The following is a 24,422-nucleotide window of genomic DNA, read 5'->3' on the forward strand; positions in this document are numbered from 1 at the left end:
CGCCGCCGTCCTGAAGAAGAGGAAGACGTGAGGGGTCAGTTCGGCGGCGGGAAGCCGTGTGAGGCGGTGTGAGGCGGTGAGACGCAGGCGGAACCGTCCGGGGCGGACGAAACTACGTGCCCATGATCCTCGCGAAAGTCGCCGGATCGGCATCGAAGCCGTAGACGCCGGGCCGGAATTCCCAGGCGCCCGAGCTGTCCCGGACGAATTCCGCGACCCTCGCGGCCGTTGCCTCGCCGGCGCCGGTGAAGTCCACCGTCGCGAACTCGTCGCGCCCGTTCCGGATCCTCACCACGGGGTTCGCTATGTCTCCGAACGTCAGCCGGCCGGCGTTCTGCTGGATGGCGACGCCGACGACGACCCGGAGGTAGCGGGGCGCCAGACGGTCGAGCTCCAGGACCAGCCGCTCGTCGACGCCGAGGCCCTTGCCGTCGCGGCTGTCCCTGGTGAGGGTGATCGTGCCGTCGGGAGCGCGGCTGTCGAAGTGGACCAGGTAGGCGGGGGCGCCGGACGGGGCGTCGGCGGTGTACGTCGCGGCGACGAGGTCCAGATCGTGACGCGGCGAACCTGCGGGACTCGGATCCCACAACAGGCCTACGTCGATGCGTTCCAGACCCTTGTTGAGACTGCTCACCGGACTCTCCCTTCGTCATCGCACCGACCCGGCATGGTGCCGATGCGGACTGGTTCGTGCTGGGCAACGATAGGGCACTGGCATGTAATTGACATGAAATCAGTCCGCACGCCCGGCTGACTCTAGGACCGGGGCGACCCGGACGCGCCGGTCGAGCCGCGCCGGGGCGGTGGCCGGCCGTCCGGGGCGGCGAGGTCTCATCCCCGGGCGGTGCCGTAGCGGCGTTCGAAGCGTTCGACGCGGCCTGCGGTGTCCAGGACGCGGGACTTCCCGGTGTAGAAGGGGTGGCTGGCGGAGGAGATCTCGACGTCGATGACGGGGTAGGTGTTGCCGTCCTCCCATTCGACGGTGTCGGGGCTGGTGACGGTCGACCGCGTGAGGAAGGCGAGGCCACCGGCCTTGTCGCGGAAGACGACGGGGCGGTAGGCGGGGTGGATTCCGGGCTTCATGGCGGGTGTCCCTTCGGCGGTGGTGGCGGTGGTGGCGCGGGTGGTCGGCGTCAGCGCTCTTCGCGGAAGTCGACGTGTCGCCCGGCGACCGGGTCGTACGTGCGCAGGACCAGCCGGTCGGGGTCGTTGCGACGGTTCTTGCGGTCACGTACGTGTAGCCGGTGCCGGCGGTGGAGCGGAGCTTGATGATGGGGCGCAGTTCGTTCCGGGCCATGACGTCCTTCCTGGGTCGGTGGCGAGGACCATAGCAAAATGAAATCCGTTTTCATCTAGAGTAGTGTGCGTGCTGCTCGGCGGGACGGACGCTCCGCGCCTGCCGGGCGGTCCCGCGTGCTCGCCCTGAACGGAGTCCTGATGTCCGCCCACTGCCAACTGACCGGTCGCAAGCCGGGGTTCGGCAATGCGATCTCCCACTCGCACCGCCGCACCCCGCGCCGCTTCGACCCGAACATCCAGCGCAAGCGCTACTGGCTGCCGAGTGAGGGCCGATATGTGCGCCTCACGCTCAGCGTCAAGGGACTGAAGACCGTCGACGTCATCGGCATCGAGGCCGCGGTCGCCCGCGTCCGCGCCCGTGGGGAGAAGGTCTGATGGCCAAGCAGAGCAAGATCGCCAGGAACGAGCGGCGCCGCGCTGTCGTCGCCCGCTACGCCGAACGCCGCGCCGAGCTGAAGGAGAGCGTCACCAGCGCGTCCAACACTCCCGAGGTGCGGGCCGCCGCCCAGCGCGAGCTGGCCCGGCAGCCGCGCGACGCCAGCGCCACCCGGGTCCGCAACCGCGACAGCGTCGACGGCCGCCCGCGCGGCTACCAGCGGGCCTTCGGCCTCTCCCGGATCAACCTGCGCACCATGGCCCACGCCGGACAGCTGCCCGGTGTGCGCAAGTCGAGCTGGTGAGCGCAGTGCCCGGAGCCGTCAAGCTCCCGGTCGTGGTGGTGGCCGGCCTGCACCGCGCCGAACGACGGCGGGCCGTCCAGGAGTTGCTGGACGGCTGCGTGAACGCCGTCGTCCTGCACCACGACCTGCGGGACGCCGGGCGCGGCACCGTCCACCGTGAACTGCGCGACGGCGACGGCCCGTACGACACGGCCGAGCTCCCGCTGGCCGAGGACTGCGCCTGCTGCGCGCTGCGCGAGGACCTGCTGCCCGAGCTGGCCGGGATCGCCGAGGCCGGGCGGCACGGGCTGGCGATCGTCGAGCTGTGGGGCGGCAGCGACCCGCACCCGGCGGTCGAGGTGATCGCCGGCGGCGAGGCGGACGGCCGCCCGATGGAGGAGGTCGTCGAACTCGCCGGTGTGGTCGTCGCGGTCGACCCGGACCGGCTGATCGGCGAACTGTCCGTCTCCGACGATCTCGTCGAGCACGGCGAGCACACCTCCCCGGACGACGCCCGTACCCGCGCCGAGGCGCTGGCCCACCAGATCGAGTACGCCACCACCGTGGCCGTCGCCGACCGCGGCAAGGTTCGCAGTCGCCGGGTCACCCGGCTGACCGTCCAGCAGCAACGGGCGGTGTCCCGGGCGATCAAGAACGCCCGCGAGATGGCCCTGCTGCCGTACACCTCGACCACCCGATAGGAGCTCCCGATGGCAGTCCCCAAGCGGAAGACGTCCCGCAGCAACACCAGGCACCGGCGCGCGCGGTGGAAGGCCGCCGCCCCGCAGCTCGTCCCGGTCACCGTCGAGGGACGCGAGCGGCTCGTCCCCCGCAACCTCGTCCGGGCCTACGAACGCGGGCTGATCAGGATCTGAACGCGGTCGGGGCCGCAGCGTGCGCTGCGGCCCCGACCGGCCGGAGCACGATCAGGCCGACGACGAACCGCCGCCGCGAACGGGACCAGCACGGCGGCGATGGTGCGGCGCAGGTGGGCGGAGACGGGCGCGGCCGGCCCGTGGGCGTGGCTGTGCCCGGGTGCGTGCGGTTCCTCGTCGGGGTGGTCCTGATGGCGTCACTGCTCCTCGCGGCTGGTCCGGGCGCGGCTCGGGCGCGCTCCGATCATCGGGCCCGCCCGTGCGGCGGCCGACGGGCGCGGGCCGACGGGCGTGCCGACGAAACGTGGGTGGTGCCGGCCCCCCGGGGCACCCCGGCCGGTCCTCAGCGCGACGGGCCGAACCCTCCCCAGACGGACGCGGAGCCGCCCGCGGACTGGGCGTCGACCCGGTAGCCGTCGTTCGCGGCGCTGCGCGTGCCGGTGGCGTGGTTGTACTGGCCGGCGAACTCGTGCTGTCCGGTCGGTACGGTGCGGCCCGGCTTGAGGACCCAGCGGTAGACCAGCGCGCCACCGGACTCCTGGACGGTGAGGGTGAAGTCGTCGCTCGGCAGGGTCCGCCAGTTGCCGGTGTCCCGGACGTCGCCGTTCTGCGCGATGCGCAGTTCCACGGTGAGCGAGGTGAGCGGCTGGGTGGTCTTGAGGGTGAGGTTGCTCTGCGCCCAGTAGACCGTGCTGTGGGAGTCGATCGACCCCTCGGACGACAGCGGCCCGTTCTGGGCCCGGACGCTCGCCGACGGCGTTGGCCGCGGAACGGCCGGTGTGGTGGTGGCCGGCGCCGGGGCGGCGGCGGTCGGGGCGGCGGCGGTCGGGGAGGGCAACGGCGTGGACGTGGGAGTGGTCGTCGGGGAGGGAGCGGCCGGCGCGGTGGTGGCGGTTTCCGGTGCCGGCGGAGTCCGGATGATGCCGGCGACGGCGAGACCGCCGGTCGCCAGGATGCCGCAGGCGGCCAGGGCGGCGATCGCGGCCTTGGGCCATGACCTCAGGCCCGACCGGGTGCGGTGGCGGGCGGGAGGGCCGGCCATGCCGCGTTCCACGCGGGCGAGCATTCGTGCGCGGTCGGGGTAGTGGGTCTCGGCGGCCTCGCGCAGCCGCCGGGTGATGTCCTCGTTCACCGGTTCCTCCTTCCTGTCGCCAGTTCGCCGACCGCTCGGGCGCCGAGTAGCTGCTTCAGCTCGGCCATGCCCTTCGAGGTCTGGCTCTTCACCGTACCGACCGATATGCCCAGCGCCGCCGCGACGTCCTTCTCCGACAGGTCGAAGGCGTGCCGCAGCACCACGCACGCCCGCTTGCGGAACGGCAGCCGGGCGAGTGCCGTACGGACGTCCAGCACGCCTGCCACGTCGGGGCCGTCGGTCCGCTCCGGGCTGCGGGACCAGAACAGCAGGACCCGGCGTCTTTCGCGGACCGCGCTGCGGATCCGCTCCCGGGCCATGTTGGCGACCACTCCGCGGGCGTAGGCGAGCGGATGGTCGGCCGCGCGGAGCCGGTCCCAGCGTTGCCAGAGGGCGATCAGGGCGTCCGCGGCGAGGTCGTCGGCCGCGTCCGCCTCGCCGGTCAGGAGAGCGGCGAGACGCGCGAGTTCGGCGTAGTGGCGTTCGAAGAAGTCATGGAACTCCGCGGACGCGTCATCGAGGAGCATTTCCCCCGGTCGCCCTCTCCCTGCAATGTGAGCGTTAACAACCGGCACGAGCCTAGCAGTGCCCGTTTCCGGAGCGGCGCGGCGGTCGCCCCGGTGGGGCGCCACCGGCGGCCGACGGGCGAGCAGCACGGTCAATGCCGGGCGAACTGGACTCGGGTCGGCTGCGCGACGTCCGGGCGCAACGCGATCCCCTCCACGGTCAGTTGCTCCCCGTAGATGTCGGTGACCCGGATCGGCCCGCCGCATCCGCCGCCGTCGGGGGAGAGGAAGTAGTTGTAGTCGGTGCGGGACAACCGCCGCCAGTCACCGCCCGAACGGACCTCCAGCGTCGCCACCGGGTTCCGGTGGCCGATCACCTGGATCCCGCACCACCACTGGCTGGACCCGGTCTTGTACCGGATCGACATCGTGTCCGGTGCCGTGCCGGGGCTCAGCAGCGTCCAGGTGATCGGCAGGCGGCCCACGGAGAGGTCGGCGAGCTTGGCGAAGGCCTCGTGGCTGAGGTCGAGCTGCCCGGGCGCGCAGGGCAGGGGGCACTCGTTGACGATCCGCACCGTGATGCTCGCCCCGTTGGCGGCGCGGACCAGCACCGACGCCCCGCAGGCCTTGGACAGTTCGTAGTCGGTGTGGTTCATCGCCGCGACCATGAGATCGCCGGACGGCCCGAACGAGCAGGCCCCGTTGCCGTCGGCCGCGTCGTAGGAGGTCGCGACGCCCTGGTAGCCCGTTCCGGGCTTGATCCGGCCGGCCAGCTCCGCCGTGGACGGTGCCGTGCGGGAGCCGCCGCTGGTGGCCGGGGCCGACGGGGTGGCCGTGGTGGCCGAGGGCTGCGGAGCCGTGGTGGCCGACGGTGACGGGGAGCGGGTGGCGGACGGTGACGCGGTACGGGTGGCCGAGGGCGACGGGCTCGTGGCCGACGGCTGCGCCGCCGAGGGTGTGGCGTCGGCCGGGCTGCCGGTATCGGGCGGCGTGCTCGGTCCGGCGGCCCCGGCGGCCCCGGCGGCCCCGGCGGCCCCGGCGGCCCCGGCGGCCCCGGCGGTCTCGACGGACGCGGCGGCCGGCCCGACGCCGGCACCGGAGTCGCTCCCGTTGCCCGTCGGAAGCGCGACGGCCAGGCAGACCAGGGCCCCGGCGGCCACCAGGGCCAGCGGAACGCCCATGACCAGCCCTCGCCTGCGCCGCGCCCGCGGGACGGCGTGCTTCATTGCCCTCATGCCCATCCAATTCGGTAGATCGAGTCGACGTTGCGGTACTCAGTGGCCGCCGGTGGACGGAAAGGTTGCCGGCCGGCGCGGATTTCCTGCCGCTTCCTTCCGTTCACGCCGGGGTGTGCCGGCCGCGACCGTCCGTCGTGGGATCCGTCTCGTTCATGGGGGGCTACTCCTGGCTTCGGCCCTGCCTCCCGCACCCGCCGGGATCGGCGGTGCGCGGTGGCACGCGGCGGTGGATCGGACAACCCGTGGGGCGTTTCGCCCTCGGTGTTGCCCGTCAGTTGCCGCTGGTGCGGGAAAGGTTGCCGCCCGCTCGAAGAAGTTCGGCGACCGGCCCGTCGCGCGGCGGTGCTCCCCGTCGGCCTCGGCTCGGTGGTGCTCGGGCGGACGCGTCGCCCGCCCCGGGTACCGCGGCGGGACAGCAGGACGGGCACGGTGCCGAAGCACCGTGCCCGTCTGTGTTCGCCTGCGCCGCCGTCGGGTCAGGACCCGGCGCGGCGCTTGTTGTAGACGTCGAAGCCGACGGCCGCGAGCAGCACCAGGCCCTTGATCACCTGCTGGTAGTCGGTGCCGACGCCGACCAGCGACATGCCGTTGTTCAGCACGCCCAGGACCAGGCCGCCGATGATCGCACCGAGGACGGTGCCCACGCCGCCGCTGGCGGAGGCGCCGCCGATGAACGCGGCGGCGATCGCCTCCAGCTCGAAGTTGATGCCGGCCTGCGGCGTGCCGGCATTGAGGCGCGCGGCGAAGACCATGCCGGCGAGCGCCGCGAGGATGCCCATGTTGGTGAAGGCGAGGAAGACGACCCGCTTGCTCTTCACGCCGGACAGCTTGGCCGCCGGCTCGTTCCCGCCGACGGCGTAGGTGTGCCGCCCGATGATCGAGTTGCGCATCAGGTAGCCGAAGGCGACCAGCAGGGCGCCGAGGATCAGCAGCACGATCGGCACGCCGCGGTAGCTGGCCAGCAGCAGGGTGAAGACCAGCACGGCCGTGGTGATCACGGCGAGCTTGGCCAGGAACAGCCCGAGCGGGAGCACCTCCAGCCCGTACGAGGCGGTCTGCCGACGACCGCGCAGCTCCTGGAGGATCGCGACGGCCAGCACCGCGAGGCCCAGCAGCAGGGTGAGGTTGTGGTAGTTGGTGTGCGGTCCGACCTCGGGGAGGAAGCCGCTGCTGATGCTCTGGAAGCCCTTGGGGAACGGGGCCACCGACTGGCCCTGCAGGATGATCTGGGTGCCGCCGCGGAACAGCAGCATGCCCGCCAGGGTGACGATGAACGAGGGGATCCCCAGGTAGGCGATCCAGAAGCCCTGCCAGGCGCCGGCGAGGGCGCCGATCACCAGCGCGGCCGTCATGGCCACGGGCCACGACACGTGGTGGTCGACCATCATCACCGCGGCGGCGGCCCCGACGAAGGCGGCCAGGGAGCCGACCGAGAGGTCGATGTGCCCGGCGATGATGACGATCATCATGCCGATCGCCAGGATGAGGATGTAGCCGTTCTGCTGGATCAGGTTGGTGATGTTGAGCGGCTGGAGCAGGATGCCGTCCGTCCAGACCTGGAACAGCAGGACGATCAGCGCGAGCGCGATCAGCATGCCGTACTGGCGCACGTTGCCGCGCAGTGCGCGGGCCAGCACGCCGCCGACGGAGGGGCTAGGGCCGGCCTCCGGTGCCTTCGGGGACGAATCCGGGATGATCTCGGTCGGGGCCATGCCTCACACCTGCTCGTTGCTGGATGCGGCGCTCATGGTCATGAGCCGCATAAGGGATTCCTGGGTGGCGTCGGCGCGGGCCACCTCGCCGGTGATCCGGCCTTCGGCCATGGTGTAGATCCGGTCGCACAGGCCCAGGAGTTCGGGGAGTTCGGACGAGATGACGAGCACCGCCTTGCCCTGGGCGGCGAGCTCGGCGATGACGGTGTAGATCTCCGCCTTCGCGCCGATGTCGATGCCGCGGGTGGGCTCGTCGAGGATCAGCACCTCCGGCTCGGCGAAGATCCACTTGCTCAGGACGACCTTCTGCTGGTTGCCACCGCTGAGCGTGCCGGTCCGGGTGAACACCGTGGGGGCCTTGATGTTCATGGTCCGCCGGAACGACTCGGCGACCCGGGTCTCCTCGTGGTGGTTGACCCGGCCGTACCGGGCGACCTTGCCGAGCGCGCTCAGCGAGATGTTCCGGCTGATGTCGTCGATGAGGTTGAGGCCGAGCTGCTTGCGGTCCTCGGTGACGTACGCGATGCCGTGGCCGATCGCCTCCGGCACCGTCCGGGTGCGGATCTCCCGACCGTGCAGCAGCACCCGGCCGCCGGCCCGGCGCCCGTACGAGCGGCCGAAGACGCTCATCGCCAGCTCGGTGCGCCCGGCGCCCATCAGTCCGGCGATGCCGACGATCTCGCCGCGCCGTACGTTCAGCGAGGCGCCGTCCACCACGGTGCGCTGCTGGTCGACGGGGTGCCGGACGGTCCAGTCCTCGATCTCGAAGGCGAGCTCGCCGATGTCCCGGGTGCGCTCCGGGTAACGGTGCTCCAGGTCCCGGCCGACCATGCCGCGGATGATCCGGTCCTCGGAGATGCCCTCGGAGCCGATCGCGATGGTCTCGATGGTCTGCCCGTCGCGCAGGATGGTGACGGAGTCGGCGACCCGGGCGATCTCGTTCAGCTTGTGGGAGATGATGATGCAGGCGATGCCCTGCGCCTTGAGTTCGAGGATCAGGTCGAGCAGCTTGCGGCTGTCCTCGTCGTTCAGCGCGGCGGTCGGCTCGTCCAGGATGAGCAGCTTCACCTTCTTGGCGAGCGCCTTGGCGATCTCGACCAGCTGCTGCTTGCCCACGCCGAGGTCGACGATCCTCGTGTGCGGGCTCTCGTCGAGGCCGACCTGGCGGAGCAGCTCGGCAGCGTGGGTGAGCGTCCGGTTCCAGCTGATGACGCCCCGGGTGGCGTGCTCGTTGCCGAGGAAGATGTTCTCGGCGATGGACAGGTACGGCACCAGCGCCAGTTCCTGGTGGATGATGACGATGCCGCGCTGCTCGCTGGCCCGGATGTCCTTGAACCGGCAGGGCTCGCCCTCGAAGAGGATCTCGCCCTCGTAGCCGCCGTGCGGGTAGACCCCGCTGAGCACCTTCATCAGGGTGGACTTGCCGGCACCGTTCTCACCGCAGATTGCGTGCACCTCACCGGCGGCGACGGTCAGGTTCACGGCGGAGAGCGCCTTGACGCCGGGGAACGACTTGCTGATCGACCGCATTTCGAGAACGGGTCCAGCCATGGTTGTGCGTCCGTATCGTTCGGGGCGGTGCGGTGGGGGAGCCGCGGGCTCCCGGGTTCCTCGTCGGAGGAACCCGGTCGCCGCACCGCCGGTTCGGCACAGGGCCCGTCGAGCGGGCCCCGCGGGCTACTTGAGCTGGTCCGCGGTGTACTGACCGCCGTCGACCAGGACCGCCTGGTAGTTGTCCTTGTCGACGCTGACCGGCTGGAGCAGCTGAGCCGGGACGACCTTGACGCCGTTGTTGTACTGGGTGGTGTCGTTGACCTCGGGCTTGCCGCCGGTCAGCAGCGCGTCGCCCATCTGGACCGTGACCTTGGCCAGCTGGCGGGTGTCCTTGTAGACGGTCTGGGTCTGCTCGCCCGCGATGATGGACTTCACCGAGGCCAGCTCCGCGTCCTGGCCCGTGACGACGGGAAGCGACTTCCCGCTGCCGTAGCCGACGCCCTTGAGCGAGGAGAGGATGCCGATCGAGATGCCGTCGTACGGCGAGAGGACGGCGTCGACGTGGGCGGAGGTGTAGGACTTGCTCGCCAGGTTGTCCATCCGGGACTGGGCGACCCCGCCGTCCCAGCGCAGCGTCGCGACCTGGTTGAAATCGGTCTGGCCGCTCTGCACGACCAGCTTCTTCTCGTCCATGTACGGCTTGAGGACGCTCATCGCGCCGTTGAAGAAGAAGGTGGCGTTGTTGTCGTCCGGCGAGCCGGCGAACAGCTCGATGTTGAACGGGCCCTTGCCGTCCTTGAGGCCGAGCTTGTCGACGATGTAGCTGCCCTGGAGGACGCCGACCTTGTAGTTGTCGAAGGTCGCGTAGTAGTCCACGTTGCTCGTGCCGCGGATCAGCCGGTCGTAGGAGATCACCGGGATGTGCGCGTCGGCGGCCTTCTGCAGGACGTTGGTGAGGGAGGAGCCGTCGATGGCGGCGATCACCAGCAGCTTGGCGCCCTTGGTGATCATGTTCTCCACCTGGGAGACCTGGTTCTCCACCACGTTGTCGCCGTACTGCAGGTCGGTCTTGTAACCCTTGCCCTGGAACTCCTTGACCATGTTGTTGCCGTCGTTGATCCAGCGCTCCGACGCCTTGGTCGGCATGGCGATGCCGATCAGGCCGCCCTTGGCGTCCCCCTTGGCCGCGCCGTCGCCGACGCCGTTGGCACTCTGGCCACAGGCCGCCAACGAGAGCACCAGGCCCGCGGCCACAAGGCCGGCCGAAATCTTCCGCACAGTTCCTCCAGTGATGTTCCGCGACCGGTACAGAACGCCTCCTGACTGGGCGACTGGGGAGCGGTCGAGCGGCGCCGGCCGGGAGTGGTCCCTCAAACTGCGGAAAGTCGGGGCGGCGAGGCTCCGGCCTGGCGTGACACGAGTGTTAACGCTCACAATCGAACCGTCAAGGCCCTGGGATCACGGTTCGGTGCACGATGTTCCGGAGCGTCGGCAGGGGAGCGGGTTTCTGTCGGATTCCGCGGGCTACGCTCCGCTACGGAACCGGTCGCGTACTGTGGCCCGAAATCAAGGAGGGAGCTTCTCGTGGGAACCGAGGACACCGGGACGGAGCAGCGCCAGCCCGTCATGGCGGACGTGGCCAAACTGGCGGGGGTGTCCCACCAGACGGTGTCCCGGGTGCTCAACGGTGCCCCGCACGTGCGGCCCGACACCCGTGACCGGGTGCTGGCCGCGATACGGGAGCTCGACTACCGGCCCAACTCCGCCGCCCGCGCCCTGGTCACCCGCCGGTCGCAGACCCTCGGCGTGGTGAGCTTCGACTCGACCCTCTACGGTCCCGCCGCGATGCTGGACGGCATCGAGCGGGCCGCGCGCAGTGCCGGGTACTTCGTCAGCGTGACCAGCCTTCGCTCGCTGGACGGCCGTTCGGTCCAGGAGGCCGTCGACCGGCTGCGCGATCAGGGGGTGGACGGCGTCGTCGTGATCGCGCCGCAGACCTCCGCCGTCAGCGCGGTGGCCCGGATCTCCAGCTCCGTGCCGCTCGTCGCGGTCGGCTCGGGCAACCAGGCCCAGGTGCCCATGGTCTCGGTGGGCAACCGCTCGGGTGCCGAGGCGGCCACCCGGCACCTGCTGGACCTGGGGCACCGCACCGTGCACCACCTGGCGGGCCCGGCCAACTGGCTGGAGAGCCAGGACCGGGAGGAGGGCTGGCGCCGCACGCTGGAGCATGCGGGAGTCCCCGTGCCGGGCGTCGAGCGGGGCGACTGGAGTGCGCGGTCCGGTTACCGGGCGGGCCTGCGGATCGCGGAGCTGAGCGACGTCACGGCCGTCTTCTGCGCGAACGACCAGATGGCCCTCGGCCTGCTGTGCGCGCTCCACGAGACCGGGCGTTCGATCCCCGGCGACATCAGCGTGGTCGGATTCGACGACATCCCCGAGGCCGCCTACTTCACCCCGCCGCTGACCACGGTGCGGCAGGACTTCGGCGAGCTCGGCCGTCGCGCCCTGGAGCTGCTCATCGAGGAGCTGGAGGGTCTCGCGCACGCCGGCACCCACGACTTCATCGCGCCGGAACTGGTGCTGCGCCGCAGCGTGGGTCCGGCCGTCCGCCGCTGAGCCGACGCCAGGTCACACTGGTGTGACTCCGGTGTGAACGATTCCTTGACAGGTCGATTGTTAGCGCTAACAATTCCGTTGAGCGTTAACAAGACGCCCCCTACTCCGCCGGCGGGCGCTGGCACCCGCTTCTCTGCGCCCGCCGGCGGCCACTCGTTCCGGCCTCTTGAGGGAGAGGCGAGGAACGGCCCCTGTCGCCGGTGCGCTCCGCCCGCCCGGACTGGATCCGCACCGGCGACAGGGCGACCACGCCGCCACACGAACGATGAGGAAGTGACCGTGATTCCTGCCGCCCGGGACTCGGAGTCCGCGAGATACGTCGTCGGCGTCGACTACGGCACCCTCTCCGGCCGCGCCGTGGTCGTCCGCGTGCATGACGGCGAGGAGGTCGGCACCGCCGTCCACCACTACCCGCACGCGGTCATCGAGAGCGAGCTGCCCGGCACCGGCCGCCCGCTCCCGCCCGACTGGGCGCTGCAGCACCCCGAGGACTGGCGCGAGGTGCTGCGCACCGCCGTCCCGGCCGCGCTCGCCGCCTCCGGCGTCGACCCCGCCCACGTCATCGGCATCGCCACCGACTTCACCGCGTGCACCGTCCTGCCGACGCTCGCCGACGGCACCCCGCTCGCGGAGACGGCCGAGTGGAGCACGCACCCGCACGCCTGGCCCAAGCTCTGGAAGCACCACGCCGCCCAGGGCCAGGCGGACCGGATCAACGCCCTGGCGCACGCCCGGGGCGAGAAGTGGATCTCCCGGTACGGCGGCCGGATCTCCGCCGAGTGGCAGTACGCCAAGGCGCTCCAGTTCCTGGAGGAGGACCCGGCCGCGTACGCCGCGTGCGAACGCTGGATCGAGGCCGCCGACTGGATCGTCTGGCAGCTCACCGGCACCGAGAGCCGCAACACGTGCACCGCCGGCTATAAGGGCATCTACCAGGAGGGCGGGTACCCGAGCGAGGACTACCTCGCCGCGCTCCACCCGGACTTCGCCGACTTCGCCCGCACCCGCCTGGAGCACCCGCTCTCCGCGCTCGGCTCCCGGGTCGGCTCGCTCACCGAGCGGGCGGCGGAGTGGACCGGCCTGCCCGCGGGCATCGCGGTCGCCGCCGGCAACGTCGACGCCCACGTGGCCGCGCCCGCCGCCCGGGCCGTCGAGAACGGCCAACTCCTCGCCATCATGGGCACGTCCACCTGCCACGTCGTCAACGGCGCCACCCTCGCCGACGTCCCCGGCATCTGCGGCGTGGTCGAGGACGGCATCGTCGCCGGCGCCTACGGCTACGAGGCCGGCCAGAGCGCCGTCGGCGACATCTTCGCCTGGTGGCTGCGCCAGGGCGTGCCCGCCGACTACCTGGCCGAGGCCGAGGCGAACGGCGAGGACCTGCACCAGCTGCTCAGCCGCAAGATCGCCGCCCAACCCGTCGGCGCGCACGGCCTCGTGGCGCTCGACTGGATGAACGGCAACCGCTCCACGCTGGTCGACCACCACCTCTCCGGCGTGATCGTCGGCCTCACCCTCGCCACCCGCCCCGAGGAGATCTACCGGGCCCTGCTGGAGGCCACCGCCTTCGGCACCCGCGTCATCGTCGAGGCCCTGGAGAAGGGCGGCGTCCCCGTCACCGAGTTCGTCGTCACCGGTGGTCTCAAGAAGAACGCCCTGCTGATGCGGATCTACGCCGACGTGCTGCGCCGTCCGGTCTCGGTCGCCGAGTCCGAGCAGGGCCCGGCCCTCGGCTCGGCGATCCACGCCGCCGTCGCCGCCGGTGCGTACCCGGACGTGCGGACCGCCGCCGCCGCGATGGGCCGGGTGGACAAGGGTGCCTACCAGCCGGACCAGGCCGCCGCCGACGCGTACGACCAGCTCTTCGCCGAGTACCGCGCCCTGCACGACCACTTCGGCCTCGGTACCGACAAGCTCCTGCACCGCCTGCGCGACATCCGCAACGCCGCCCTGACCAAGACCAGTGAGGCACAGTGAACGCGACCATCAACCAGATCCGCCGCCAGGTCAGCGACCTCCACCAGGAACTCGTCCGCTACGGCCTGGTGGTGTGGACCGCCGGCAACGTCTCCGGCCGCGTCCCCGGCGAGGACCTGTTCGTGATCAAGCCGAGCGGCGTCTCCTACGACGAGCTGACGCCCGGGAACATGATCCTCTGCGACCTGGACGGGAACGTGGTGGAAGGCGACCACGCGCCCTCCTCCGACACCGCCGCGCACGCCTACGTCTACCGTCACATGCCCGAGGTCGGGGGAGTGGTCCACACCCACTCCACCTACGCCTGTGCCTGGGCGGCCCGGGGTGAGGCCGTGCCCTGCGTCCTCACCGCCATGGCCGACGAGTTCGGCGCCGAGATCCCGGTCGGCCCCTTCGCCCTGATCGGCGACGACTCGATCGGCCGGGGCATCGTGGACACCCTCAAGGGGCACCGCTCGCCCGCCGTACTGATGAAGAGCCACGGCGTCTTCACCATCGGCAAGGACGCCAAGGCCGCCGTCAAGGCCGCCGTGATGTGCGAGGACGTGGCCCGCACCGTCCACCTCTCCCGCCAGCTCGGCGAGCCGCTGCCGATCGCCCAGGCCGACATCGACAGCCTGAACCACCGCTACCAGAACGTCTACGGCCAGAAGTCCGTGGACCGGTAAAAGGAGTCACCCCATGACCACGCCGCCGCTCGCGGGACGTGAAATCTGGTTCCTGACTGGCAGTCAGGGCCTCTACGGCGAGGACACGCTGCGCCAGGTCGCCGACCAGTCCCGGCAGATCGCCGAGGCGATCGACGCGGCCGACCCGGTCCCGGTCGCGGTGGTCTGGAAGCCGGTGCTCACCGACGCCGACGCGATCCGCCGCATCTGTCTGGAGGCCAACGCCGACGACCGCTGCATCGGCCTGATCGCCTGGATGCACACCTTCTCCCCGGCGAAGATGTGGATCGCCGGCCTGGACGCCCTGCAGAAGCCGCTGCTCCACCTGCACACCCAGGCCAATGTCGACCTGCCCTGGCGCTCCATCGACATGGACTTCATGAACCTGAACCAGGCCGCCCACGGCGACCGCGAGTTCGGCTACATCCAGTCCCGCCTCGGCGTCCCCCGCAAGACCGTCGCCGGGCACGTCACCGACCCGTCCGTGGCCGAGCGGATCGCCTCCTGGGCCCGCGCCGCCGCCGCCCGCGCCGAACTGCGCGGCCTCAGGCTGGCGCGCTTCGGCGACAACATGCGCGACGTCGCCGTCACCGAGGGCGACAAGGTCGAGGCCCAGCGCCGCTTCGGCGTCTCCGTCAACACCTACGGGGTGAACGACCTCGTCGCCGCCGTGGACGCCACCGCCCACGGCGACGTCACCGAGCTGGTCAAGGAGTACGAGGCCATCTACCGCCTCGCGCCCGAGCTGCGGGCCGGCGGGGAACTCCACGCGTCGCTGCGCTACGCGGCGCGGATCGAGCTCGGCCTGCGCGGCTTCCTGGAGCAGGGCGGATTCGGCGCCTTCACCACCAACTTCGAGGACCTCGGCGGGCTGCGCCAGCTGCCCGGCCTGGCGGTCCAGCGGCTGATGGCCGACGGCTACGGCTTCGGCGGCGAGGGCGACTGGAAGACCGCCACGCTGCTGCGCACCCTCAAGGTGGCCGCCACCGGCCTGGCCGGCGGCACCTCCTTCATGGAGGACTACACCTACCACCTGGAGCCCGGCCGCGAGCTGATCCTGGGCGCGCACATGCTGGAGGTCTGCCCGAGCATCGCGGCCGCCACGCCGTCCTGCGAGATCCACCCCCTGGGCATCGGCGGGCGCGAGGACCCGGTCCGCCTGGTCTTCGACGCCGAACCCGGCCCGGCGGTGGTCGTCGGCCTCGCGGACATGGGCGACCGCTTCCGGCTGGTCGCCAACGAGATCGACGTGGTCGCGCCCCCGGCCCCGCTGCCCAACCTGCCCGTCGCCCGCGCCGTCTGGAAGCCGCGTCCGAACCTGCGCACCTCCACCGAGGCCTGGCTGACCGCGGGTGCGCCGCACCACACGGTGCTCTCCAGCGCCATCGGCGCCGAGGAGCTCGACGACCTCGCCGAGATGCTCGGCGTGGAACTCCTGGTGATCGACGCCGACACGACCATCCGCCGGTTCACGAAGGAGCTGCGCTGGAACCAGGCCTACTACCGGCTTGCCCAGTCGCTGTGACCCCTGTCCTCCCCGGACCGATGACGCCCGCCTCCCCGGCGGGCGTCGCCCATTTGCCGTACGACGTCGAACGGAGCAGCGCCGTGTCCAGAGACTCCCTCGTCTCCCCCGGTGATCTGACGGTGAGCCAGGAGACCGCCGCGGGACTACCGGACGGGCGGCGCATCACCCGCTGGACCTTCGGCTCCCCGAAGGGCGTGACGGTGGAGGTCCTCAGCCTGGGCGCCCGGCTCCAGGCCGTGCACGCGCCGGACCGGGCCGGCCGGCAGGCCAACGTCGTCCTCGGCGGTGAGAGGGCCGAGGACCTGCTCGGGGAGGCCGCCTTCTTCGGCGCGACGGTCGGCCGCTACGCCAACCGGATCGCCGGTGGGGTGCTGCCCCTCGACGGCACGACGCACCACCTGGCGGTCCAGCCCACCGGCCACACCCTGCACGGCGGGCCGGAGGGATTCGCCACCCGGCTCTGGGACGGCGTGCCGGTCCGGGCGGACCGGCGGGTCGGCGTCCGATTCCGCCTGCGCAGCCCGGCCGGCGATCAGGGCTTCCCCGGCGCCCTCACCGCCGAGGTGACGTATCTGATCGATCCCGTGGGGGAGCTCTCGATCACCTACCGCGCCGCCACGGATGCGCCGACCGTCGTCAACCTCACCAACCACGCGTACTTCAACCTGGCCGGTGAGGGCCGGGGCACGGTGCTCGACCACCTGCTCCGCGTCGAGGCCGCCGGCTACCTCCCGGTGGACGGGGACCTGATACCGATCGGCCCGGTCGAGCCGGTCGCCGGCACACCGTTCGACCTCCGCAGTGCTCGGAGGCTCGGTACCTGCGTCACCGAGCAGGACGGGCAGATCCGCCGCGCCGGCCACGGCTTCGACCACAACTGGGTGCTCGACGGCACCGGGTACCGGCGCGCGGCCGTCCTGAGCCATCCGGCCAGCGGCCGGTTCGTGGAGTGCCTGACCACCGAGCCGGGCCTCCAGGTCTACACGGGGAACCACTTCGACGGCTCGCTGACCGGCCGTTCCGGCGGCCGGTACGCGAGGCATGCCGGCGTCGCGCTGGAGACCCAGCACTTCCCGGACTCGCCGAACCGGCCCGACTACCCCTCCACGCTCCTGCGCCCGGGGGAGCGGTACCAGTCGAAGACGGTGTACCGCTTCGGCGCGGAGTAACGAGACAGGGGGCGGCGGTCCGGCGGGTCCGCCGCCCCCGTCATTTCTCAGGACCCGACGAAGACCCGCACGTCCCAGGCGCCGAGGTGCACCGGGCCGCCGGCGGGGACCGGGGTGCCGTCCAGCACGTCGGTCAGCCGCGCGGGCGCCTGGGCCTCGGCGGGCTGCCAGCTCCAGTTGTGCACCACGTGGACGCGGCGCCCGTCCGGCGAGGTCCCGGTCGTCGCGGTGACCGACCCGGGCAGGTCGCGCCAGCCGCTGCGGGGCGTGGGCGCCAGCCAGGCGGCCAGCGCCTTCGCGAGGTCGCGTCCCGGAACGGTGCCGACGCAGGTCACCCGGCCCGCACCGTGGGCGCGGGTGGTGACGGCGGGCCAGCGGCCGAAGTGCGGGTGGTCGTACTCGGCCAGCACCGTGGCGTCCGCGACGGTCAGCCCGTCCACCCACCGGGTCGCGGTCGCGTCGGCGGGGAGCGCCAGCGCACCGCCGGGGACGGCCCGCAGCGGGAGGGCCGCGGACAGATTGCTGAACTCGTCGTAGGACACGCCGGCGGCCGCCACCAGACGTGCGGGAGCCGGCTCGTGCCGCGCCCGGGCCTCCTGGTCGGCGTAGCCGGTGCGCGGGCCGAGGACGAGGTGGCCGCCGGCCTCGGCGTAGGCCGCGAACCAGTCGAGCAGGGAGTCCTCGGCGAGGTACAGCCCGGGGACGACCAGCACGGGGTGGCGCCGCGCGGCCGCGTCGGGCGACAGGCCCTCGCGTTCCCCCCGGGCGTCGTGCAGCTGGCGGGCGTGCAGGATCCGCACCTGGCGGCCGGCCTCGAAGGCGCCGCGGTAGAAGGGGTCGAGGAGGCCGTGGTAGGCGGCTCCGTCCGAGCCGCCGTTCCCGCCCGCCAGCGGCGGGTACTTCTGCATCAGCCACTTGCTGGGCATCGAGTAGACCATCGCGATGTCGGCGTCCGGCTCGATCCCGGCGACCAGTGCGCCCGCGGTCTCGAACTCCGCTCCGAGCCGGGCGAGTTCGGCGTAGATGCGGCCGGGCCGGCCGCTGTGCGGCAGGATGCCGCCCCAGTACGTCTCGGCGCCGAAGTGCAGGGTGTGCCAGTGCCAGTACTCGATCATCCGCGCGCCGCGGGAGACGAGCGCCCAGGCGGCCTGCCGCCACTGGCCGTCGAAGGCGGGCCGGTTCTCCTCCGTGCCGCCGACGGCCTGGGCGTTGGTCTCGGTGATCAGGAACGGCTCCTGCCGGGAGGAGAAGATCCGGTCGGCGCCCTGGTACAGCGCCCACACGCCGGCGGTCTTCCACCCCTGCACGTGGTCGTCGGGCGTGGGGTCGGGCAGCGCGAGGGCGTCCTGCATGTCGTAGTACGGGTTGCCCGCGGTGACGTCCAGCGGGTCGGTCAGCTCGTCGTCCTCCAGCGCGGGGTGGTTGTAGTGGAGGCAGGTGGTGACGAACTGCTCCGGGTGGGCGTACTCGCGCACGATGTCGGCCTGCCAGGCGATGAACTCGCTGGTCTGGCGAGCCTGGAACGCCCGCCAGGCGACGTCGTACTGCGGCTGGGCGTTCCCGTCGGGCGTCCACAGGTCGGACCAGGTGGTCAGCCGGTGGGACCAGTAGACCAGGCCCCATTCGCGGTTGAGGGTCTCCACGTCGCCGTACTTCTGCCGCAGGTCGTCGACGAAGCGCTCGAAGACGCCCCGGTTGTGCGGCAGCCGGCAGCCGGGCTCGTTGTCGACCTGGTAGCCGATCACGGCCGGGTGGCCGGCGTAGCGGGCGACGATCTTCCGGACCACGCGTTCGGCGTGGAAGCGGAAGGCGGGGTGGCTGAAGTCGACCTCCTGGCGGCCGCCCCAGCGGCCGGGCTGCCCGGTGCCGTTCTCGGCGGCGATCTCGGGGTACTGGCGGGCCAGCCAGGGCGGCACGGCGTAGGTGGGGGTGCCGAGGACGACCGCGATGCCGCGTTCGTGGGCGGCGTCCAGGACCGGCTGCAGCCAGTCCAGGTCGAAGCGGCCGTTCTCCGGCTCCCAGGTGGACCAGACCGACTCGCCGACCCGGATGACGGTGAACCTCGCCTCCGCCATCAGGTCGAGGTCTTCCTTGAGCCGCTCGTACGGCTGGTACTCGTGGTAGTAGGCGGCGCCGAACAGCACGCGCGGGGGCAACTGGACCATGGGTGAACCTCGGAACGTGAGGGGGCCCCGGCCGCCGGGAGATCCGGCGGCCGGGGCGTGATGTGACGTGAGGTCAGGCAACGGTGCCGGTCACCGTGGTGCCGGACTTGGTGACCTTGTAGGTGGCGGTGGCGCCGCTGTAGAAGTGGAAGACCAGCGTCGCCGGATCGCCCTCGCGGAGCGACTTCAGGAAGTCGGGGGTCAGGACGATCCCGCCGTTCGGGTAGTCCGGCGAGAAGGCCACGTTGAACTCCTGGTACGGGTTCCAGCTGAGCGGGCCGGCGTTGGTGCCGTCGGCGTAGGTGGAGTGCATGGCCGCCAGGTCGTCACCCCGGTACTGGGTGGGGACGGTGAACGACTCGTTGGTGCCGGTGGCGTTGGTGAGCACCGGGGTGTCCTGGGTGACGATGTCGATCTGCCACGGCAGGCCGCGGGTGAAGCGGGCCTTGATCGTGGAGTTGACGCCGTAGGCACGGTTGCCGGCCAGCCGGGTCAGCGCCTTGGCGGTGAGGGTGAGCTTGGTGCCGGAGACGGTGTAGTCCCGCCCCGGGAGCAGCATGGTGTTGCCCTGCCACAGCCCCAGGAAGCCGGTGCCGTTGAGGTTCAGGGTGAGCGACCGGTCCGCGATCGGGCTGGACTTCGGCACGTAGATCTTGTCGAAGGAGGCGGTGCCCGAGCGGGTGGTCCAGCTCGACTTGATCCAGTCGAACAGGGCCTGGTCACGCCACTTGAGGGTGTCGCGGTTCAGGTAGGCGAATGGGTCCCACAGGGCGGTGGTGACGCCGGTGACGCGCGCGGTGTAGTTGAGGTGCTCGTAGTACTTCAGCGCCTCACCCCGTTCGATCCGGGAGGGGTGGAAGTGGTCCGGCCAGGCGAGCAGGCCGTACTCACCGAGGTAGACCGGGATGTTCTTGGCGACGAAGGTCTTGTGGATGTCGGCGAAGGTGTCGTCCAGGTTCTGCCGCGCGGCGGCGTCGTAGAGGGTGCCGCCCGCCGCGTTCACGCTGAACGGGAACCAGCTGTAGTAGTGCACCTGCGCGATCAGCTGACTGTCGTTCAGCGAGGTGATCGTGGAGTACAGGTCGGCCATGTAGGCCGAGGTGGGGCTGCCACCCGGCGTGGTCAGACTCAGCAGGCGGTTCGCGTTCGCGCCGCCCGAGGCGCGGACCACGGAGTGGAACGAGGTCTGCAGCTCCCTGAGGTACTGGAGCTTCTGCGCGTCCGTGACGCCGGCGACGCTCGGCTCGTTGATGCCCTCGAATACCAGGCTGCGCGGCTCGTCGCGGAACGTCGTGGCGATCTGCTTCCAGGTGGAGTCGAACCGGGCCATCACGTTGTCGTGGTCGGTCGGGATCTTCTCGACCCACTTCCACGAGTCGTGGTGGACGTTGAGCACCACGTACAGTCCGTCGGCCAGCGCCCAGTCGACGAGCTGCTTGACCCGGGTCATGTAGGTGGCGTCGACGGCGTAGGGCGCGGTGGTCGACTGGTGGTCGGCCCAGGTCACCGGGATGCGGACACTGCGGAAGCCGGCCGCGGAGATGGCGTCGAAGGTCGCCTTGGTGGTCTGTCCGTTGCCCCAGGAGTCCTCGTTCGGGATGGCGTCCAGGGTGTTGCCCAGGTTCCAGCTGGGCTGCATCTGCGCGACGGCGTCCATCGCGTTGTTCGGGACCCGGACCGGCGGCCGGGTCGGCTTTCCGTGGGAGTCGGGCGCGGCGGCCGCGGTGCCGGCGAACAGGCCCGTCATGACGGCCAGTGCCGTCAGCAGCGCGGCCAGGCGCCCGCCAAGGCGCGCGGCCGGTCGGTGTACGTGCTTCACGTGTCGTCCCTCTCGTGTGTGCGGGTGGTGCGTTTCCGGACGGGTGGTCATGGGGTGGTCTCCGCCCGGTAGTCGAACCAGTCGAAGTGGACGGTTCCGGTCGCGGCGTACATGCCGATCACCCGGCCGGTGAAGCCGCCGGCCACCTCGGTCGAGAGGTAGCGGCCCTCAAGGGCGCCGAGCGCGGTGAACGTGCCGTCCGGCTCCTCGACGCCGAAGGAGAGGACGTCCGGTCCGGTGCGGGCCTCGCCAGGCGGCTGCGGGGCGATCCCGACGCCGAGCACGACCGGCCCGGCGGCCACCGGCCGGGACGCCACCTCGGTGCGCAGCGGCCCGATCCGGGCGAACACCTTCACCTCGCCGTCGCCGGCCTCGATCTCGTAGTGGTGCTGCTCGTCCAGCCGGACGGCCAGGCCGCCGCGCCCCTGGGCGGGGTCGATCAGGGTGCGGGCCCGGCAGACGAGGTGCTGCTGTCGCCGGCCGACGAACACCGCGTCGTTCTCGTCCAGCGAGCGGCCGGCGGCGTGGAGGGTCAGCCAGCCCGAGCGCTCCTCGGTGGTGCACAGGTGGGCGGGACGCTCGCGCAGCGAGATCCACCGGGGGTGCAGTTCGGCCTGGTCGAAGTCGTCCCGGACCGGCTCGGCGGGGGTGGGGTGCAGCGGCCAGGCGGGCGCGGGCAGGTCGAGGGTGAGCTCGCCGACGACCGGCCAGTCGTCCACCCACTCGACGGGGGCGAGGAAGGTCTCGCGGCCGAGGACGTGCCAGCCGGGGGTGCCGCCACCCGGCCGTACGCCGAGCAGCACCATCCGCCAGGAGCCGTCGGGCGCCTGCACCAGGTCGGCGTGGCCGGTGTTCTGGACGGGGTGTCCGGTGCTGCGGTGGGTCAGGATCGGATTGGCCGGGCACGACTCGAAGGGTCCGGTGGGGGTGCGGCTGCGGGCGACGGACACGCAGTGGCCGCGTTCGGTGCCGCCCTCGGCGATCAGCAGGTACCAGTAGTCGCCGATCCGGTACAGGTGCGGGGCCTCGGGGGCCTGGCCGCCGGTACCGGACCAGGTCCGCTCCGGCTCGCCGTCGGTCTTGCCGGTGTAGGGGTCGAGGCGGACCTGGGAGATCCCGGCGACGGTGCACCAGCAGGTGCCGTCCTCGTCCCAGGCGAGGTCCGGGTCGATGCCGGGGACGCCGGGCAGCCGGACCGGCTCGGACCAGGGGCCGGCCGGGTCGGTGGCGGTGAAGAGCACGTTGCCGTGGTCGCCGACGTTGGTGACGATCAGCCAGAACCGGCCGTCGTGGTGGCGCAGCGTGGGTGCGTAGATCCCGGCGGAGGAGGGCATGTCGCGCGGCAGGCGCAGCTGGCTGGGTCGGTCCAGGGCGTTGCCGATCTGCGTCCAGTTGACCAGGTCGCGGCTGTGGAAGACCGGGATGCCGGGGAAGTACTCGAAGCTTGAGCAGACCAGGTAGTAGTCGTCGCCGACGCGGCAGACGCTGGGGTCGGGATGGAAGCCGGGGATGACGGGATTGGTGACGGTGCTGCCCGCCGTCGGCTGGGTTGGCACTGGATCGGTTCCTCTCGGGTTTTCGCTGTGATGGGGCGGTGCCCCGGAGGCTTGAGACGTCCGGGGCACCACCGGTCGGGGTTCAGCCGATCGCGCAGGACGCGCCGTTGAACCAGAAGGCGGAAGGATTGGCGTCACTGCTGGACCAGGTGGCCTTGAAGCCCCACTGGACGCTGCCGCCCTGCGGGACCGCGGCGTTGTAGGCGACGTTCCCGGCGTTGACGCTCGGGCCGCTCTGCGTCACCGAGGCGTTCCAGGTGTCGGTGATGCGGGTGTCGCCGGCGAAGGTGAAGCCGAGGTGCCAGCCGTTGACCTGGCCGAGGCTGTTGTTGACGACGGTGACGGTGCCGATCAGGCCGCCGGGCCACTCGTTCTTGTTGTAGACGACCCGGCAGGGCGCGCTGGTCGGGTGCATCTGGACGACCGTGATGCCGTAGGCCGGCACGGTCTGGGCGGTCGGGGTGCCGGCCGTGGTGGTGCCGATCGAGCCGGCGTTCTTGAGGTAGGAGTGGACGGTCGGGGCGGCGGAGGAGGGGGTGAACCCGGTGTAGGAGAGGTTCACGGTGGCGCTGTTCTTCGGGTCCTTGTTGATCAGCATCACGGTCACGTCGCCGTTGGCGCGGCGGACGGCGTGCGCGGAGAGCAGCGAGGACGAGCTGGCGGCCTTGACCAGCGTGTCCCCGGGCGCGCCCAGCCTGGAGATCATCTGGGTGCCGTAGTAGGCGGGGAACGGGGTGTTCAGGGGCGGCTCGCAGGAGGCGCCGCTGGAGAGCATCCCGTAGTCCTCGTACTCGGTGGCGCCCTCGACGGTGCTCAGCTTGCTGCAGTCCGTGCCGTTGTGCAGGGCCCACCAGTCCACGGTGAACGCGCCGTTCTCCATCCAGGTGAGGTACTCGTCCGGGGCGAACAGGCCGTTGGGGGAGGTCGTCCGGTAGTTGGTGGCGTTGACCTCGGTCACCGCGATGCCGACGTTGGGGGCGTTGGATCCGGTGTACTGGTTGATCAGCGCGCGCACGCTGCCGGCGATGTTCGGGATCTCGGCCTGCGGCTTGGTGAGCAGGTCGGCCGGGCTGGTGCTGCCCGGGTAGGAGTGCACGATGACGAAGTCGACCTTGGAGCCGGCGATCGACAGGACGGTGTGGTTCCAGTCCATCGTGTCGCCGGGGCCGACGAGGCCGTCCGGCCAGTTGCCGGGGGTGGTCAGCACGGCGCCGATCTTGATGCTCGGGTCGACCGCCTTCATCGCCGAGGCGTACTGCACCAGGTTGGTCGCGTAGGTCGTGGCGCTCTTGCTGGCGTGGGTGTCGTACTCCCAGGCGGCGCCGTACTGGCCGTTGCCGTAGACCTCGTTGCCGATCTCCCAGTACGTGATGCCGTAGCCCTTGGTGACGTTGGCGTACCGGACCCAGTCGGCGGCCTCCTGGGGGGTGCCGGAGCCGTAGTTGGCGGTGATGACCGGCTGGGCTCCGGCGGCGCGGACGGTGCCCATGAAGGCGTCGAAGCCGGTGTTCGGGGCGACGTACCGGCCGCCCTCGGCGGTGCCGGTCTGCCAGTGGTAGATGTCGGCGTAGCTGCCGCCGGGGTACCGGACGGCGCCCATGCCGGCGGTGCGGAGCAGGCCGGGGGTGGCGGCGGCGTTCATCGTGCCGTCGTACACCGCGACGTTGGTCCCGACGCCGGTGGCGGGGATGGTGGCGAGCTGCAGGGCGGCGTCGACGGACACCGACACGGAGCTCGCGGCGGCCGACGGTGCGGCGGTGGCGGGCGGCGCGACGGCGGCGATCGCGCCGGTGACCGCCAGCGACAGCGCCGCAGCGGCCGCGATGACGCGTTCACGGCAGGGGTGGACTGACCATTTCATGCGTTTCCCTCCAGTGGGGTGGGGGGTGCGTGGTGCTCGGGTGGGGTCGAACTCCCGCGTTCTGGACGGCAAGGGCCCGATGCGGCTGCATGGGGTCGGGCCCGGACGCAAAGCGTGGCTCCGTACGGATGCGGGCCGCGCGGTGGAG

General features: G+C 71.5%; 21 protein-coding genes and 2 pseudogenes. 9 read left to right on the forward strand and 14 right to left on the reverse strand.

The annotated features are described in order from the left end of the window. Nucleotides 1-112 precede the first annotated feature (112 nt). The 3 genes and pseudogenes from AB0J08_RS04540 to rpmG all read right to left on the reverse strand — a co-directional run bounded on the left by AB0J08_RS04540 (nucleotide 113) and on the right by rpmG (nucleotide 1,297). Entirely contained in the window at nucleotides 113-634 is a 522-nt protein-coding gene (locus AB0J08_RS04540) for a TerD family protein (RefSeq protein ID WP_360626758.1), read from the reverse strand. A 197-nt stretch (nucleotides 635-831) separates the two neighbouring features. Next, complete coding sequence (locus tag AB0J08_RS04545; RefSeq protein WP_360626761.1) at nucleotides 832-1,083, reverse strand: type B 50S ribosomal protein L31; 252 nt, start codon at nucleotides 1,081-1,083, stop codon at nucleotides 832-834. A 50-nt stretch (nucleotides 1,084-1,133) separates the two neighbouring features. Beyond that, nucleotides 1,134-1,297: pseudogene (rpmG, locus tag AB0J08_RS04550) on the reverse strand (50S ribosomal protein L33). 140 nt (nucleotides 1,298-1,437) lie between these two features. Between rpmG and rpmB the strand changes: the two are divergent. Genes rpmB through rpmF form a run of 4 tightly spaced genes read left to right on the forward strand, consistent with a single transcriptional unit; the run spans nucleotide 1,438 to nucleotide 2,833 of the window. Then, nucleotides 1,438-1,674: a 50S ribosomal protein L28 gene (rpmB, locus tag AB0J08_RS04555; protein ID WP_360626764.1), complete on the forward strand. Its 237-nt coding sequence runs from the start codon at nucleotides 1,438-1,440 to the stop codon at nucleotides 1,672-1,674. Beyond that, complete coding sequence (rpsN, locus tag AB0J08_RS04560) at nucleotides 1,674-1,979, forward strand: 30S ribosomal protein S14 (protein WP_360626767.1); 306 nt, start codon at nucleotides 1,674-1,676, stop codon at nucleotides 1,977-1,979. Before rpmB ends, rpsN begins: the two co-directional genes overlap by 1 nt. Continuing rightward, nucleotides 1,976-2,659 (forward strand): GTP-binding protein, encoded by a 684-nt coding sequence (locus AB0J08_RS04565; RefSeq protein WP_360626770.1) that lies wholly within the window; start codon nucleotides 1,976-1,978, stop codon nucleotides 2,657-2,659. Before rpsN ends, AB0J08_RS04565 begins: the two co-directional genes overlap by 4 nt. Before the next feature lie 9 nt (nucleotides 2,660-2,668). Next, nucleotides 2,669-2,833: a 50S ribosomal protein L32 gene (gene rpmF / locus AB0J08_RS04570; protein WP_360626773.1), complete on the forward strand. Its 165-nt coding sequence runs from the start codon at nucleotides 2,669-2,671 to the stop codon at nucleotides 2,831-2,833. A gap of 28 nt (nucleotides 2,834-2,861) precedes the next feature. Here rpmF and AB0J08_RS04575 read toward each other — a convergent pair. The 7 genes and pseudogenes from AB0J08_RS04575 to chvE all read right to left on the reverse strand — a co-directional run. Continuing rightward, a pseudogene (locus AB0J08_RS04575) lies at nucleotides 2,862-3,000 on the reverse strand (YibE/F family protein); the annotation flags it as partial. 176 nt (nucleotides 3,001-3,176) lie between these two features. Further along, the gene (locus AB0J08_RS04580; protein WP_360626776.1) at nucleotides 3,177-3,965 is read right to left on the reverse strand and encodes a hypothetical protein; all 789 of its coding nucleotides are present in this window, start codon (nucleotides 3,963-3,965) and stop codon (nucleotides 3,177-3,179) included. Beyond that, nucleotides 3,962-4,492, reverse strand: a complete 531-nt coding sequence (locus AB0J08_RS04585) for a SigE family RNA polymerase sigma factor (RefSeq protein ID WP_360626779.1) — start codon at nucleotides 4,490-4,492, stop codon at nucleotides 3,962-3,964. Before AB0J08_RS04585 ends, AB0J08_RS04580 begins: the two co-directional genes overlap by 4 nt. A gap of 131 nt (nucleotides 4,493-4,623) precedes the next feature. After that, nucleotides 4,624-5,706 (reverse strand): expansin EXLX1 family cellulose-binding protein, encoded by a 1,083-nt coding sequence (locus tag AB0J08_RS04590; protein ID WP_360626782.1) that lies wholly within the window; start codon nucleotides 5,704-5,706, stop codon nucleotides 4,624-4,626. A gap of 479 nt (nucleotides 5,707-6,185) precedes the next feature. Beyond that, nucleotides 6,186-7,421 (reverse strand): multiple monosaccharide ABC transporter permease, encoded by a 1,236-nt coding sequence (gene mmsB / locus AB0J08_RS04595; RefSeq protein ID WP_360626785.1) that lies wholly within the window; start codon nucleotides 7,419-7,421, stop codon nucleotides 6,186-6,188. A gap of 3 nt (nucleotides 7,422-7,424) precedes the next feature. Further along, entirely contained in the window at nucleotides 7,425-8,972 is a 1,548-nt protein-coding gene (gene mmsA, locus AB0J08_RS04600) for a multiple monosaccharide ABC transporter ATP-binding protein (RefSeq protein WP_360626788.1), read from the reverse strand. Nucleotides 8,973-9,098: 126 nt separating this feature from the next. Next, on the reverse strand, nucleotides 9,099-10,193 hold the full coding sequence (gene chvE, locus AB0J08_RS04605) for a multiple monosaccharide ABC transporter substrate-binding protein (protein WP_360626791.1): 1,095 nt from the start codon (nucleotides 10,191-10,193) through the stop codon (nucleotides 9,099-9,101). 306 nt (nucleotides 10,194-10,499) lie between these two features. On the opposite strand from chvE, the gene AB0J08_RS04610 reads away from it, so the two are divergent. The 5 genes from AB0J08_RS04610 to AB0J08_RS04630 all read left to right on the forward strand — a co-directional run bounded on the left by AB0J08_RS04610 (nucleotide 10,500) and on the right by AB0J08_RS04630 (nucleotide 16,873). Next, nucleotides 10,500-11,531, forward strand: a complete 1,032-nt coding sequence (locus AB0J08_RS04610) for a LacI family DNA-binding transcriptional regulator (protein WP_360626794.1) — start codon at nucleotides 10,500-10,502, stop codon at nucleotides 11,529-11,531. Nucleotides 11,532-11,804: 273 nt separating this feature from the next. Continuing rightward, nucleotides 11,805-13,508 carry a ribulokinase gene (locus tag AB0J08_RS04615; RefSeq protein WP_360626797.1) on the forward strand — a complete coding sequence of 568 codons (1,704 nt, stop codon included), beginning with the start codon at nucleotides 11,805-11,807 and terminating at the stop codon, nucleotides 13,506-13,508. Beyond that, nucleotides 13,505-14,176 carry an L-ribulose-5-phosphate 4-epimerase gene (locus tag AB0J08_RS04620; protein ID WP_360626800.1) on the forward strand — a complete coding sequence of 224 codons (672 nt, stop codon included), beginning with the start codon at nucleotides 13,505-13,507 and terminating at the stop codon, nucleotides 14,174-14,176. Before AB0J08_RS04615 ends, AB0J08_RS04620 begins: the two co-directional genes overlap by 4 nt. 13 nt (nucleotides 14,177-14,189) lie before the next feature. Next, nucleotides 14,190-15,701 carry an L-arabinose isomerase gene (gene araA, locus AB0J08_RS04625; RefSeq protein ID WP_360626803.1) on the forward strand — a complete coding sequence of 504 codons (1,512 nt, stop codon included), beginning with the start codon at nucleotides 14,190-14,192 and terminating at the stop codon, nucleotides 15,699-15,701. An 83-nt stretch (nucleotides 15,702-15,784) separates the two neighbouring features. After that, complete coding sequence (locus AB0J08_RS04630; RefSeq protein ID WP_360626806.1) at nucleotides 15,785-16,873, forward strand: aldose epimerase family protein; 1,089 nt, start codon at nucleotides 15,785-15,787, stop codon at nucleotides 16,871-16,873. Nucleotides 16,874-16,920: 47 nt separating this feature from the next. Here the strand turns inward: AB0J08_RS04630 and AB0J08_RS04635 are convergent, their stop codons facing one another. The 4 genes from AB0J08_RS04635 to AB0J08_RS04650 all read right to left on the reverse strand — a co-directional run bounded on the left by AB0J08_RS04635 (nucleotide 16,921) and on the right by AB0J08_RS04650 (nucleotide 24,274). After that, complete coding sequence (locus AB0J08_RS04635) at nucleotides 16,921-19,038, reverse strand: beta-galactosidase (RefSeq protein WP_360626809.1); 2,118 nt, start codon at nucleotides 19,036-19,038, stop codon at nucleotides 16,921-16,923. 73 nt (nucleotides 19,039-19,111) lie between these two features. After that, a complete protein-coding gene (locus AB0J08_RS04640) occupies nucleotides 19,112-20,857 on the reverse strand; it encodes a cellulase family glycosylhydrolase (RefSeq protein WP_360626812.1) in 1,746 nt (581 codons plus the stop codon). Nucleotides 20,858-20,904: 47 nt separating this feature from the next. Next, nucleotides 20,905-22,413: a glycoside hydrolase family 43 protein gene (locus AB0J08_RS04645; protein ID WP_360626815.1), complete on the reverse strand. Its 1,509-nt coding sequence runs from the start codon at nucleotides 22,411-22,413 to the stop codon at nucleotides 20,905-20,907. An 82-nt stretch (nucleotides 22,414-22,495) separates the two neighbouring features. Beyond that, complete coding sequence (locus AB0J08_RS04650; RefSeq protein ID WP_360626818.1) at nucleotides 22,496-24,274, reverse strand: cellulose binding domain-containing protein; 1,779 nt, start codon at nucleotides 24,272-24,274, stop codon at nucleotides 22,496-22,498. Between the last annotated feature and the right edge of the window lie 148 nt (nucleotides 24,275-24,422).

Origin of the sequence: Kitasatospora sp. NPDC050463, from assembly GCF_040655255.1 — a bacterium.
In the GTDB taxonomy this organism is placed as follows: Bacteria; Actinomycetota; Actinomycetes; order Streptomycetales; family Streptomycetaceae; genus Kitasatospora.